Here is a 14,308-nt window from a genome sequence, read left to right on the forward strand (position 1 = left end):
ACCCGCCCAACGCGACCGCGCACGCATTACCGGTGGTGCGGGCTTTATCGGCTCGGCAGTTGTCCGCCACATCATCCAAAATACCCAAGATTCCGTCATCAATCTCGACAAATTAACTTACGCGGGCAATCTCGAATCGCTGACCGAGGTAGCCGACAGCCCTCGTTACGCTTTTGAGCAAGTAGACATTTGCGATCGTGCCGAACTTGACCGCGTGTTTACGCAACACCAGCCTGATGCTGTGATGCACTTGGCAGCGGAAAGTCATGTCGACCGCTCGATTGATTCTGCTGGCGAATTCATCCAAACCAACATCGTTGGCACGTTCAACCTGCTGGAAGCTGCGCGCGCCTATTGGCAACAGATGCCGTCTGAAAAACGCGAAGCTTTCCGTTTTCACCATATTTCCACCGACGAAGTCTATGGTGATTTGCACGGCACGGACGATTTGTTTACCGAAACCACGCCCTACGCCCCGTCCAGCCCCTATTCCGCTTCCAAGGCGTCCAGCGATCATCTCGTGCGTGCATGGCTGCGCACTTACGGCCTGCCGACCATCGTAACCAACTGTTCGAACAACTACGGTCCGTACCATTTCCCTGAAAAACTCATTCCATTGATGATTCTGAACGCACTCGACGGCAAACCGCTGCCCGTGTACGGCGACGGGATGCAAATCCGTGACTGGCTGTTTGTCGAAGATCACGCCCGAGCGCTGTATCAGGTTGTTACCGAAGGCGTTGTCGGAGAAACCTACAATATCGGTGGACACAATGAAAAAGCCAATATCGAAGTGGTTAAAACCATCTGTGCCCTGTTGGAAGAACTTGTTCCCGAAAAACCTGACGGTGTGGCACGCTACGAAGATTTGATTACCTTCGTGCAAGACCGCCCCGGTCATGACGTTCGCTACGCCATCGATGCCGCCAAAATCGGCAGGGAACTGGGCTGGAAACCGCAGGAAACGTTTGAATCCGGTATCCGCAAAACGGTGCAATGGTATTTGAACAATAAAACTTGGTGGCAAAATGTATTGAACGGCAGCTACCGTTTGGAACGTCTGGGCAAGCTGTAAACCATACCCGCCCTACATTGCAAACAACAGTCATCATCGAAAAAGGTATCTCCATGCACTCCCTGTCCCGCATTGTTTTATCGATAACTTTGACCTCTATCTTGTTCGTCTCTGCACCGATTTTGGCAAAAGAAAAACCACATCATGCCGCGCAAACGACCGTCAAGAAGACAGTAAAAGCCGATGGCAGCACTATTGAGCGGGCAGTTGTCATCATTGAAGACGACACTATGCGCGGCATTGGCGCCGAAAACCGCTGGATTGCAGAAAATATGCCGGGATACCGCAAAGTCGGACAAGCCCTGTTGCAGCAAAACGGCGGCGTCTATGACCGTATTGATGTGCAAAATGAAGCAGGCGACATCCGTTCCGTTTACTTCGATATCAAAAGCTTCTTTGGTATGGTAAACGGCAAGCCTCTTTAAAACCAAAGGTCGTCTGAAAACATTAGCCATGCACAAACTATGTTTTCAGACGACCTTAAAATCCATTTCACACATTTTGCTGATTTCAACAATCAGACCAACAAAGGACCCCCATGAAAGGCATCATCCTTGCCGGCGGCAGCGGCACGCGCCTCTACCCCATCACGCGCGGCGTATCCAAACAGCTCCTGCCCGTGTACGACAAACCCATGATTTACTATCCCTTGTCTGTATTGATGTTGGCGGGAATACGCGAAATCTTGGTCATTACCACCCCCGAAGACAATCCCTCTTTCAGACGACTGCTCGGCGACGGCAGCGATTTCGGCATCTCCATCAGCTACGCCGAACAACCCAGCCCCGACGGCTTGGCGCAAGCATTCATCATCGGCGAAGAGTTTATCGGCAACGACAACGTCTGCTTGGTTTTGGGCGACAATATTTTCTACGGTCAGTCGTTTACCCAAACCCTGAAACAAGCCGCCTCCAAAAAACACGGCGCCACCGTGTTCGGCTACCAAGTCAAAGACCCCGAACGCTTCGGCGTCGTCGAATTTGACGAAAACTTCAATGCCTTATCCATCGAAGAAAAACCAAAACAGCCCAAATCCGACTGGGCGGTAACAGGCTTATATTTCTACGACAACCGCGTCGTAGAATTTGCCAAACAAGTCAAACCGTCCGCGCGCGGCGAACTCGAAATCAGCACGCTCAACCAAATGTATCTTGACGACGGTTCATTGTCCGTCCAGCTTTTGGGGCGTGGCTTTGCATGGTTGGACACCGGTACGCATGAAAGTCTGCACGAGGCCGCCTCATTCGTCCAAACCGTGCAAAACATCCAAGACCTGCAAGTCGCCTGTCTCGAAGAAATCGCCTGGCGCAACGGCTGGCTTTCAGACGAGCGTTTGGAAGAACTCGCCCGCCCGATGGCAAAAAACCAATACGGCCAATACCTGTTACGTTTGTTGGCGGGTATAAACCGCTAAGCTCAAATCTATTGTATTCATAGCATCAAACGTAGTTTTTCTTGATTCGCTCAAGTGGAATTGAAAATATGAAAATCATTGATACCACCATTCCCGAAGTCAAACTTTTAGAACCGCAAGTCTTCGGCGACGCGCGCGGCTTCTTCATGGAAACCTTCCGCGACGAATGGTTTAAGGCCAACGTCTGCGACCGCACCTTCGTGCAGGAAAACCATTCCAAATCAGGCAAAGGCGTATTGCGCGGCCTGCATTACCAAACCGAAAACACGCAAGGCAAACTCGTCCGCGTCGTTGTCGGCGAAGTGTTTGACGTTGCCGTCGATATGCGTAAAGACTCGCCGACTTTCGGCAAATGGGCGGGCGAAATCCTGTCGGCTGAAAACAAACGCCAACTGTGGGTACCCGAAGGTTTCGCACACGGCTTTTACGTTTTGAGCGATGAAGCCGAATTCGTTTACAAATGCACGGACTATTACAACCCGAAAGCCGAACATTCGCTGATTTGGAACGATCCGACCGTCGGCATCGAATGGCCGCTGCAAGGCGAACCCAACCTGTCGCCCAAAGACTTGGCAGGTAAAATCTTGGCAGAAGCCGCAACCTTTTAAGGTCGTCTGAAAACGATTGCAGGCGGTTATCCTATTTGCCCTTATGCGGCAGAATCAGGATAATGCGCCTGCATCGATTATTCTCAAACCCAAACGGCAAACACCATGAATTTTTACGATTTACTGATTTCTCCGTTCGCAGAGTTCGATTTCATGCGTTATGCGCTGGCATCGATATTCTGTCTGGCACTCAGTGCCGCACCTGTCGGCGTCTTCCTCGTGATGCGCCGTATGAGCCTGGTCGGAGACGCATTAAGTCATGCCGTTTTGCCCGGTGCCGCGATAGGTTATATTTTCGCCGGTTTGAGCCTACCGGCAATGAGCATAGGCGGCTTTGTTGCCGGCATGCTGATGGCCCTTTTGGCAGGATTGGTCAGCCGTTTTACCACTTTGAAAGAGGATGCCAACTTTGCCGCATTTTATTTGAGCAGTCTGGCAATCGGCGTCATCTTGGTCAGCAAACAAAAGGACGGCAGCGTAGATTTACTGCATTTGCTGTTCGGTTCCGTCTTGGCAGTGGACATCCCTGCATTACAACTGATTGCCATCGCCGCCAGCATAACGATTACCGCTTTGGCAATCATCTACCGCCCCTTAGTCTTGGAAAGCATAGACCCTCTGTTCCTAAAAGCCGTTGGCGGGAAAGGCGGCTTTTGGCATGTTGTGTTTCTGGTGTTGGTGGTTATGAACCTGGTTGCCGGCTTTCAAGCACTCGGCACGCTGATGTCAGTCGGTCTGATGATGTTGCCCGCCATTACCGCCCGCTTGTGGGCAAAAAATATGGGGATGTTGATTTTATTGTCAGTCTTGCTGGCACTCTCCTGCGGCTTTGCGGGCCTGCTGTTTTCGTATCACGTCGAAATACCGTCCGGCCCCGCCATTATTTTGTGTTGCGGCGTCTTATACACCCTGTCCGTCATCTTCGGCAGCGAAGGCGGCATATTGACCAAATGGATACGCGGCAAAAAACACCGCACTGCTTGACGGCAAACCATACTCTCCAAACCAATCAACCCGTCAATCCATTGTTCCTGACCCGGTTTCATTGCCCAACTGAAACAAAAGGTCGTCTGAAAACCATCCCCTCGGTTTTCAGACGACATTTTGCCATGAATCACACTCCAACGCCCTTATTCTCCGATTCCGGTAGAAAATTCGATTATTCCCGTCCCAGCCTTGAATTTCATGTAAAAAATAGTAATAATAAGCCCTTTTCCAGCAGACCATACTGCCCGACCAACTCCCCTCAAGAAAGCACGAAACATGGCGTTAATCGTACATAAATACGGCGGCACATCAGTAGGCTCGCCCGAACGCATTAAAAACGTAGCCAAACGTGTCGCCAAAGCCCGCGCCGAAGGACACGACATCGTTGTCGTCGTATCCGCCATGAGCGGCGAAACCAACCGCCTGGTTGCGCTGGCGCACGAAATGCAGGAGCATCCCGATCCGCGCGAACTGGACGTAGTCTTGTCCACCGGCGAGCAAGTGACCATCGGCCTTTTGGCAATGGCATTGAAAGACATCGGCGTGGATGCCAAAAGCTACACCGGCTGGCAGGTCGCCCTCAAAACCGATACTTCCCACACCAAAGCCCGCATCGAAAGCATCGATGACGAAAAAATGCGCGCCGACCTCGCCGAGGGCAAAGTCGTCATCGTCGCCGGCTTCCAAGGCATCAGCAGCGAAGGCGATATTTCCACGCTCGGACGCGGCGGTTCCGACACCTCCGCCGTTGCGCTCGCCGCGGCCCTCAAAGCGGACGAATGCCAAATCTATACCGACGTAGACGGCGTTTACACCACCGACCCCCGCGTCGTGCCTGAAGCACGCCGCATGGATACGGTTACATTTGAAGAAATGATCGAACTGGCAAGCCTCGGTTCGAAAGTTTTACAAATCCGTTCAGTAGAATTCGCCGGAAAATACAAAGTGCGCCTGCGCGTACTGAGCAGCCTGCAAGACGGCGGCAACGGCACCTTAATTACCTTTGAAGAGGACGATAACATGGAAAGAGCTGCCGTAACCGGTATCGCATTCGATAAAAACCAAGCCCGCATCAACGTGCGCGGCGTACCCGACAAACCCGGCGTCGCCTATCAGATTTTAGGCGCGGTTGCCGATGCCAACATCGAAGTCGACATGATCATCCAAAATGTCGGCAGCGAAGGCACTACCGATTTCTCCTTCACCGTACCGCGCGGCGAGTACAAACAAACCATCGAAATCCTGACCAAACTGCAAGACAGCATCGGTGCCGCCGCCATCGACGGCGACGACACCGTGTGCAAAGTCTCCGCAGTCGGCTTGGGTATGCGTTCGCACGTCGGCGTTGCTGCCAAAATCTTCCGCACCCTCGCCGAAGAAGGCATCAACATCCAAATGATTTCCACCTCAGAAATCAAAGTTTCCGTCTTGATTGACGAGAAATACATGGAACTCGCCACCCGCGTCCTGCATAAAGCGTTTGATCTGGGTTAATCGGGTTATATGTTTGAAAGGTCGTCTGAAATTTTATTTTCAGACGACCTTTTTTATGAGAAACCGTAGGTTGGAATCTATATCCGATAATATCTTCTTAGCTGTTTATCGGACATCTCCTCCATAAGCGCAACCTAAAAAAGTAGTAATTGATTTTAGAATTCTGACAAGGTATAGGATATATGTGGAATATTAAAGATATTGAACATGATGAATTAATTCAATTCTTAAAGAATGAAAAATTCTACGCTTCACCTTTTAACATAAAAGATGATCAAATTAAGATAATCCATGATGGTGATTTAGCTACTTATTTTGCAACTGATGATTCAGAAGAATTTTTTCAAGATTGGCAATCTTTATGGGAAAATCAGATAGTCAATTTAAATATTTACGAAAATAGCAACATACTATCCAAAATTAATCATTTTTTGGAAGAAGAATTAAATTATTCAAAGGACTTTTGTGGCGCAACCAAAAAAGTTGGTTATGATGCTGGTACGGAAATCTCCCTCCTTTTTAATAATATGGAGGGAGATATGCTAAAACTTTTATTATGCGTTGCCCATAATAAAACATCTCCATTTATTGAAAAAATGAGGCTAATTTATCTCAATAATGGTTTTCCATGTGGATATGAAGGTTCCTATCCTAATGGAAAATTTGTGGTCTTTTCTAATAAATAAATTATCAGCAGTCTGTAGGTTAATCTGTGATATCTGAAGAGAGTTTAAGCAGATTTGGCGCGTTATTCATAAAAATATTTTTAAGTTTGCTATATCAATACCCAATAATTGGATTCCCTCTCCAAGGTCGTCTGAAAATAAGAAACCTTTTTTACCACCGTCGGACTAACAGATTATCAACGCAATATTTAAGGAGCTTTATGACTGCTTTCATCCGCTTCGTTTCAGTGTTGCTGACCGCATCCGCATTGACTGTCAGCGTAAGCGCCGCTGCCAAACCCGTTGCTGGAAAACGCGTCGCGGTGCAGTCGTCCAAAGGCAAGGTCATGCTGCCAGCCGGGTATGCCAAAATGATTAACGACTTTCCCGAGCCTGATCCGAAACTGCTGGAGCCGATCCCTATTTCAAATGTGAAATCGCCATACGGACGGGCGGATTTGATTAAATTTTTCGAAATCGTTTTACAGTCTCATTCGGAATTGATGGCGGCACAAGATGAATTTAACCGAGCCGGAGAAAATTCGACACATTCTCCAGAATTTTTTGAAGCTGCAAAAAAGCTGGATGCTGAGTGGAAAAAAGTTACCGGAAGGTTTTTGGATGCTGATTTCCGCGATTCTGAAATTAAAGCAGTGGTTAACCGGAGGGTCGAAATCAACATATTGGCAAGTCATGTCTTGGAATATTTGATAAAACATCAAAAAACCTTGATGGGTGACGGAGAAAAAAACCCTGAAATAAACCAATTGGATGTAATGGCTTTTCTAGAAAAACGAAATAAAGCTCAAGAAGGAGTTAAGAAAAGCAATGCAGAAATATTGAAAGCCGTCCGTGCATTAAAGAAAAAATATTCCCTATAATCCCCCCAAAGGTCGTCTGAAAACGCTACCGAAGCCGTTTCAGACGGCCTTTTTGCAAACTGATTGATAACATATTAAAACCATATCCCAAGCCTGCCGAAATATGCCATAATAGCCACGCAGCGCGCTTTTGCGCCGCATTCGAAAAGAAAAACCTAACCTACAAGAGAATATCCCATGACTAGCAAAGCCACCATTATCTACACCCATACCGACGAAGCCCCCGCGCTGGCGACCCAATCCCTGCTGCCGATTGTGCAGGCGTTTACCCGCCATGCCGGTATCGAAGTCAAAACCAGCGATATTTCCCTGTCCGGCCGCATTCTGGCGGCGTTCCCCGAATATCTGACCGAAGCGCAGCGCGTACCCGACGCGCTTGCCGAGTTGGGCGAACTGGTGAAACAGCCCGACGCCAACGTGATCAAACTGCCGAACATCAGCGCGTCCGTACCGCAACTGACCGCCGCGATTAAAGAATTGCAGGCAAAAGGCTTTGCCGTCCCCGATTACCACGCCGACCCGCAAACCGATGAAGAAAAAGCCGTGCGCGAACGTTACGACCGCATCAAAGGCAGCGCGGTCAACCCCGTTTTGCGCGAAGGCAACTCCGACCGCCGCGCGCCTAAAGCAGTGAAAAATTTTGCGAAAAAAAATCCGCACAGCATGGGCGCATGGACCAAAGATTCCAAAACCCACGTTGCCACCATGCAAAGCGGCGACTTTTTCCATAACGAACAATCCGTTACCGTACCCGATGCGACTTCCGTATCCATCGTGTTCACCGACAAACAAGGCAACAAAAAAGAGCTGCGCGAGCCCGTCGCCCTGAAAGCCGGCGAAATCATCGACGCGACCGTGATGAGCAAAAAAGCCCTGCTCGCCTTCCTTGCCGAGCAAGTAAAAGACGCGAAGGCAAAAGGCGTATTGTTCTCGCTGCACATGAAAGCCACCATGATGAAAGTGTCCGACCCGATTATCTTCGGACACGCCGTCAAAGTGTTCTTCGCGCCTGTTTTTGAAAAATTCGGCGACAAACTGGCTGCCGCCGGCGTCAATGTCAACAACGGCTTCGGCAACCTGCTTGCCAATCTGGACAAACTGGATGCGGACACCCGCGCTGCCGTCGAAGCCGAAATCGCTGCCGTTTACGCTGCCAACCCCGATTTGGCGATGGTCGATTCCGACAAAGGCATTACCAACCTGCACGTTCCCAGCGATGTCATCGTCGATGCTTCCATGCCTGCAATGATTCGTAACTCCGGCCGTATGTGGGACAAAAACGGCAAAGCGCAAGACACCAAAGCCGTGATTCCCGACAGCAGCTACGCCGGCGTTTATCAAGCAACCATCGATTTCTGCCGCGAACACGGCGCATTCGATCCGACAACCATGGGTACCGTGCCCAACGTCGGTCTGATGGCGCAGGCAGCCGAAGAATACGGTTCGCACAATAAAACCTTCGAAATCGAAGCCGACGGTCAGGTTCAAGTCATTGATGCGGCGGGAAAAGTCCTGATGCAGCACGACGTTGAAGCAGGCGACATCTGGCGTATGTGCCAAACCAAAGACGCGCCCGTCAAAGACTGGGTACAACTCGCCGTCAACCGCGCCCGCCTGAGCAACACGCCCGCCGTGTTCTGGCTCGACGAAAACCGTCCGCACGATAAAAGCCTGCTCGCCAAAGTCAAAGCCTACCTTGCCGAGCTGGATACTAACGGCCTCGACATCCGCGTCCTCGCCCCTGAAGAAGCAGCCAAGTTCAGCTTGGGTCGTCTGAAAAACGGCGAAGACACCATTTCCGTAACCGGCAACGTCCTGCGCGATTATCTGACCGACCTGTTCCCGATTTTGGAACTCGGCACCAGCGCGAAAATGCTTTCCATCGTTCCCCTCATGAACGGCGGCGGTATGTTTGAAACCGGCGCGGGCGGCTCCGCTCCGAAACACGTCCAACAGTTCCTCGAAGAAAACCACCTGCGCTGGGACTCGCTGGGCGAATTCCTCGCGCTCGCCGTATCGTTTGAACATCTGGCGCAAAAAACCGGCAACACCAAAGCCCAAGTCCTCGCCGACACGCTGGATGCCGCCACCGAAAAACTGCTGTTGAACGACAAATCGCCCAAACGCAAAGCAGGCGAACTCGACAACCGCGGCAGCCATTTCTACCTCACCCTCTACTGGGCACAAGAGTTGGCAGCGCAGGATAAAGACGCAGAGTTGAAAGCAGCGTTTGCGCCGCTGGCCAAATCGTTGGCGGAAAACGAAGCCAAAATCGTTGCCGAGCTTTCCGCCGCACAAGGCAAAGCAGCCGACATCGGCGGCTACTACGCTCCCGACGCAGCCAAAGCCATGCGCCCGAGCGCAACGTTCAATCAGGCATTGGCAAAGCTGTAAAAGTATTACGGTAAGGCTGTAAATATGAAAGGTCGTCTGAAAACCTGTATTTAAAGGTTTTCAGACGACCTTTTTGATTAACTTTAAACCAGTACGGCGTTGCCTCGCCTTGGCTCAAAGAGACATTCTCTAAGGTGCTGAAGCACCAAGTGAATCGGTTTCTGTACTGTCTGTACTGTCTTGCGGTTTCATCGCCTTGTCCTGATTTAAAGTTAATCCACTATATTTCATGCATTCTCCGCTCAGAAATCCTTTTTTAAACTTAGACGCCCCCTGACCTACTTTTAATTTATCTATGCGTCTCATACGATATTGCGGCGCATTTGAAACAGTACAAAAAACTAAAGACCGTCCGAGAAACGGGCGGTCTTAGATATTGTGAGGAATTTCAGCATTATTCCTTAGCGTGCTTTCGGTGTAGTCGGTGCAACTGGTTTTCCAGTGAACGAAGCACGTTTTGCGGCTTGAAAGATAGCCAATCGTCTACGATGTTGCATCATTATTTCCTTTCTTTTTCTATTATTTGGATTATTCCCGGTTCTATAAACCGGATGCCCTATCTATACCATTTATTTTTTCAAATAAAATATAGTACAGTTATTGTGAGATGCTATGGAGAACATCATAAATGCTTTATCCGTTGATGAACAGAGGATTTTTGTAAATTTATGATTTTATTCTTTAATCGGAAAATAAAAACGGACTGACCTGATTTACCACAGCCAGTCCGTCTTTATATAGTGGATTAACTTTAAACCAGTACGGCGTTGCCTCGCCTTGGCTCAAAGAGACATTCTCTAAGGTGCTGAAGCACCAAGTGAATCGGTTTCTGTACTGTCTGTACTGTCTGCGGCTTCGTCGCCTTGTCCTGATTTAGTTAAGCCACTATAGTATTCCGTCAATAAATTCAATGCTTCCCGATATTTATCAACTGTTTTCTGAATAACATCGCTAGGGACGTCCGGTGCCGGAGCTTTTTTGTTCCAACCGCTTTGCTCCAACCAATCCCGAACAAATTGCTTGTCAAAAGACGGCGGATTAGTGCCGACTTGATATTGATCAGCCGGCCAAAAGCGGCTGGAATCGGGCGTCAGCACTTCATCCATCAGGGTTAATGTACCGTTTTCATCCAGCCCGAATTCAAATTTGGTATCGCATATGATGATACCGCGTGATTTTGCATATTCTGCAGCTTCCGTATAAAGCTGAATGGCTTTAGCGCGCACTTCAGCCGCCAACTCTTTACCGATAATGCGTTCGCATTCTTCAAAACTGATGTTTTCATCATGATCGCCGACGGCAGCCTTGGTGGACGGGGTAAAAATCACTTCCGGAAGCTGCTGCGCTTCTTTCATCCCTTCGGGAAGTTTGATGCCGCAGACAGAACCGTTTTTTTGGTAATCTTTCCACCCGCTGCCCGCCAAATAACCACGCACAATCGCCTCTACTTTGACAGGAGTCAGTTTCTTGGCGACAACTGCGCGTTTCTCGATGGCTTTGGCTTCACGTTCAGGCAACACATCATAAACCGTATCGCCGGTAAAATGATTGGGCATGATATGCGCCAGTTTTTGAAACCAGAAATTGGAAATCTGCGTCAGAATTTCTCCTTTACCCGGAATCGGATTGTCTAAAATCACGTCAAATGCAGACAATCGGTCGGATGCGACCATCAACATGCGCTTGCTGTCGATTTCGTATAAATCTCGCACTTTTCCAGAGTAAATCTTTTTCAAGCTGATTTCGGACATTTCAGGTTTCTCCCTTCGCTGACTCGGTTTAAACAGGATTCCGTTATTTTATCCGAATTTGGATTTTTGGGTCAGATTGTTTACAAAATAGGTCGTCTGAAAACGTTTTGCACGGATGCAGACGCTTTCAGACGACCTTATCAATCCTAAGTATAGCTAATCAGAGATTAGATGCTAGGAACTTGGGTTTGTTGTTGGATGCTGTTTACAGCTGACAGAGAGTAGTAATCGCCATGACCGGTTACTTCGTAGGTGCTGCCATCGGCGAACTTGAAGTTTTCGATCTTATGGTTGTTACCGGAGAACCAGTCGTCAATGGTAACAGTGTCACCGCCGCCGACAGATACGGTCAGGCTGTTGCCTGTTTTGCTCAACAACACGTCGGAAGCAGAAATACCTTTGCCGAATTGCAGGGTATCGTTACCGCTTTCGTCTTGGATGGTGTCGCGACCGTAACCTTTATCGAAGAAGTAGGTATCGTCGCCGGTACCGCCGATCAGGACATCGTTGCCGATGCCGCCGTCGAGGTAGTCGTTACCGTCTTTACCCACCAGGCAGTCATCGCCTGCCAAGCCGTACAGGTGGTTGTTGCCGGAGTTACCGTTGATGTCGTTGTTCAGAGCGTTACCGGTACCATTGATGTTGCCAGAACCTTGCAAGAACAGGTGTTCAACGTTGTCGGTCAGGGTGTAGTCGATTACGCTGCGAACGGTATCGATACCGCCGTTAGCATTACCGTATTCGATAACTTGGTCGCCTTTGTGGTCAACAAAGTAAACGTCATTACCATCACCACCGCGCATGATGTCAGCGTCAGAACCGCCGTTCAGGTAGTCATTGCCGTCACCGCCTTGCAGGTAGTCTTTACCGCCTTGACCGTACAGGGAATCACCGTTGTTGTCACCTTGCAGAGTGTCGTTACCGTCACCACCGTAAATCACGTCAGCACCGTCGCCACCGTAGATAACGTCATCACCGCCTGTACCGTAAATGGTATCTTTCTTATCAGTACCTACGGTTTTGGTCAGACCGTCTTTATCTTTGGTTGAACCATCGACATGGATGATGTTACCCGGATTTTTGTCATCATGGCCGTAAGTATTTTGTTGGTTTTGATCGTCAACGCAATCTTTGCAGTCTTTATCGTTGGGTTTAGGCTGCGGTTTTGGTTGTGGTTTAGGTTGCGGTTGCGGTTGGGGTTTAGGCTGCGGCTGAGGTTGTGGCTGCGGCTTAGGTTGGGGTTGTGGGTGGGGTTGTGGGTGGGGTTGAGGTTGTGGTTTTGGCTCAACCGGTGGGCAGTAAGGATCAACATGCTTCGGAGGAACCGGTTTTGGAGCCGGTTTAGGGTAATAAGGTTTACCCGGGTTGCAGTTGAAATCGATGATGATGCATTTGTACGCAGGTTTCGGCGGAGGGCAGTAGGCGCCATGACCGAATTTGCCGTGAGGCATTTTGAAGCCGTGTGAAGAACCGTAGTTATGGAAACCGCCTTTGTAACCGAAACCGCCATGGCTCGGTGGGCAGTAAGGATTGTACGGTTTGACCGGAGGGCAATATGCGTTGAAGTGGCCTTTGGATGAGTAGCCGCCATAATGATAAGTCATAATAAATCACTCCCAGAATATAATTAAGAAGCATAGGCCTTTTGACAAAAATACAGACCAGCCAAACTGCCTACATTGTTATTTTAGTGATATTTCGCAGAAAACTTACATTCTCGTCGCTAACGGTAAAAATTTTGGATAAATGGAAATTTATTTTTCCATGATAATGAACAATATTACATTGGAAACCAACCCTGTTATTTTCATCATGATGCAATATCATGATTATTTTAACCAAATGAAAATACAATACGCCATAAAAATATTATTCATATATTTCAATAGTTTTTTAAGAATTGCTAGTTTTTACTCAATCCCGCTCATTTCTCATTCAATTGAAAATCTCCCTCCCCATCCTTACCCATCAAGGTTTTATTGCATTATCATTTATTTTGACATACGAATATAATTTAAACTTTTTTACACTTTAATTTTCATCTTACAAAACAAACAGATAAATTACCGAACTATATCAATCTTGATTACCGGGCAATAATCCGTTGCAAAATGACAAAAGGGTCGTCTGAAAATACGTTTTTCAGACGACCCTTTTGGGTACCACTCAAATCCATTGGCTGCAAAACCGTATCAAAATTGCACCCGTTGCGCATTGGAAATTTCACGTTCATTCTCAATACTGAAATTTGCCCTTACATACTGCCCGAAAAGTTTCGCGGTCATACTTTGCGGGAAACGCCTCAACGTAGCGTTATAGGTGCGGACAGCCTGAATATAGTTGTTCCTTGCTTGATTAATCCGGTTTTCCGCCTCTTCAAGGCGCGTAGTCAGACGCTGATAATCCAAGCTTTCCGCCAAAAGCGGATAATGGTCTGAAATCAGCGTCATTTGCGTCAAAATTCCGCTCAATTCTCCCTGAACCTCCTGAAAACGCTTCAATTTCGCCGGGTTGGCAGCCTCCTCCAAATTTAGATTCATACGGACCGCCCGACTTTGAACGTCAGACAACTTGAACAAAATATCCTCTTCAGGGCCGGCATACGTCTTAACGACATTCGATAAATCGGACACCAATGCCGAACGCTGACCGTATTGCTTCATCACTTCCACCCAAGCATGTTTGATATCCTGTGCTTGAGCATGCATCACATAATAGCTGCGCCCGACAATACCTATTACCAATACTGCCAATACTATCGGCCACCATTTTTTCCACATCAACCACATACTCCGTGAATATACGCAACATTCCATACCGTATTCATTTTTTCAGACGACCCCAATCTGTATAAGAGGTCGTCTGAAAACCATCGAGCAGTATATCTCTAAGCTGTCCCTACTCGGATAAAAATCAAACAAACAAAATTATTTTCAGATAATCGGTATCGTTGCGAAGTTTGCACTATAATATATCAGGCATTGGCAGACTCACTACCGCATCGGATTTTTATAGTGGATTAACTTTAAACCAGTACGG

General features: G+C 48.4%; 11 protein-coding genes and 1 pseudogene. 9 read left to right on the top strand and 3 right to left on the bottom strand.

What is annotated here, in order from left to right; genetic code table 11:
- Nucleotides 1-25: 25 nt before the first annotated feature.
- From rfbB to HMPREF2726_RS00450, 9 genes are all read left to right on the top strand, one after another.
- The gene (rfbB, locus tag HMPREF2726_RS00410) at nt 26-1,075 is read left to right on the top strand and encodes a dTDP-glucose 4,6-dehydratase (protein ID WP_070601867.1); all 1,050 of its coding nucleotides are present in this window, start codon (nt 26-28) and stop codon (nt 1,073-1,075) included.
- Nucleotides 1,021-1,500 (top strand): adenosylhomocysteinase, encoded by a 480-nt coding sequence (locus tag HMPREF2726_RS00415; RefSeq protein ID WP_246827834.1) that lies wholly within the window; start codon nt 1,021-1,023, stop codon nt 1,498-1,500. The genes rfbB and HMPREF2726_RS00415 overlap by 55 nt, the downstream gene beginning before the upstream one ends.
- Nucleotides 1,501-1,613: 113 nt before the next feature.
- Nucleotides 1,614-2,489, top strand: coding sequence for a glucose-1-phosphate thymidylyltransferase RfbA (gene rfbA, locus HMPREF2726_RS00420; RefSeq protein WP_003761467.1), 876 nt, complete (start codon nt 1,614-1,616; stop codon nt 2,487-2,489).
- 68 nt (nt 2,490-2,557) lie between these two features.
- Complete coding sequence (gene rfbC, locus HMPREF2726_RS00425; protein WP_003761465.1) at nt 2,558-3,097, top strand: dTDP-4-dehydrorhamnose 3,5-epimerase; 540 nt, start codon at nt 2,558-2,560, stop codon at nt 3,095-3,097.
- A 105-nt stretch (nt 3,098-3,202) separates the two neighbouring features.
- Nucleotides 3,203-4,081: a metal ABC transporter permease gene (locus HMPREF2726_RS00430; RefSeq protein WP_003761463.1), complete on the top strand. Its 879-nt coding sequence runs from the start codon at nt 3,203-3,205 to the stop codon at nt 4,079-4,081.
- A 279-nt stretch (nt 4,082-4,360) separates the two neighbouring features.
- On the top strand, nt 4,361-5,578 hold the full coding sequence (locus HMPREF2726_RS00435; RefSeq protein ID WP_003761460.1) for an aspartate kinase: 1,218 nt from the start codon (nt 4,361-4,363) through the stop codon (nt 5,576-5,578).
- 182 nt (nt 5,579-5,760) lie between these two features.
- Nucleotides 5,761-6,264, top strand: coding sequence for a hypothetical protein (locus tag HMPREF2726_RS00440; protein WP_070601850.1), 504 nt, complete (start codon nt 5,761-5,763; stop codon nt 6,262-6,264).
- Nucleotides 6,265-6,464: 200 nt separating this feature from the next.
- Nucleotides 6,465-7,124 (top strand): hypothetical protein, encoded by a 660-nt coding sequence (locus tag HMPREF2726_RS00445; protein ID WP_070601852.1) that lies wholly within the window; start codon nt 6,465-6,467, stop codon nt 7,122-7,124.
- A 177-nt stretch (nt 7,125-7,301) separates the two neighbouring features.
- A complete protein-coding gene (locus HMPREF2726_RS00450; RefSeq protein ID WP_070601854.1) occupies nt 7,302-9,518 on the top strand; it encodes an NADP-dependent isocitrate dehydrogenase in 2,217 nt (738 codons plus the stop codon).
- 893 nt (nt 9,519-10,411) lie between these two features.
- On the opposite strand, the pseudogene HMPREF2726_RS00455 reads toward HMPREF2726_RS00450, so the two are convergent.
- The 3 genes and pseudogenes from HMPREF2726_RS00455 to HMPREF2726_RS00465 form a co-directional block, all read right to left on the bottom strand.
- Nucleotides 10,412-11,269, bottom strand: a pseudogene (locus HMPREF2726_RS00455) (phosphoribosylaminoimidazolesuccinocarboxamide synthase); the annotation flags it as partial.
- A 167-nt stretch (nt 11,270-11,436) separates the two neighbouring features.
- Nucleotides 11,437-12,873, bottom strand: coding sequence for a calcium-binding protein (locus HMPREF2726_RS14765; protein ID WP_283118605.1), 1,437 nt, complete (start codon nt 12,871-12,873; stop codon nt 11,437-11,439).
- Nucleotides 12,874-13,461: 588 nt separating this feature from the next.
- The gene (locus tag HMPREF2726_RS00465; RefSeq protein ID WP_003766272.1) at nt 13,462-14,049 is read right to left on the bottom strand and encodes a LemA family protein; all 588 of its coding nucleotides are present in this window, start codon (nt 14,047-14,049) and stop codon (nt 13,462-13,464) included.
- Nucleotides 14,050-14,308 lie beyond the last annotated feature (259 nt).

This window comes from Neisseria sp. HMSC074B07, assembly GCF_001810355.1.
Classification (GTDB): Bacteria; Pseudomonadota; Gammaproteobacteria; order Burkholderiales; family Neisseriaceae; genus Neisseria.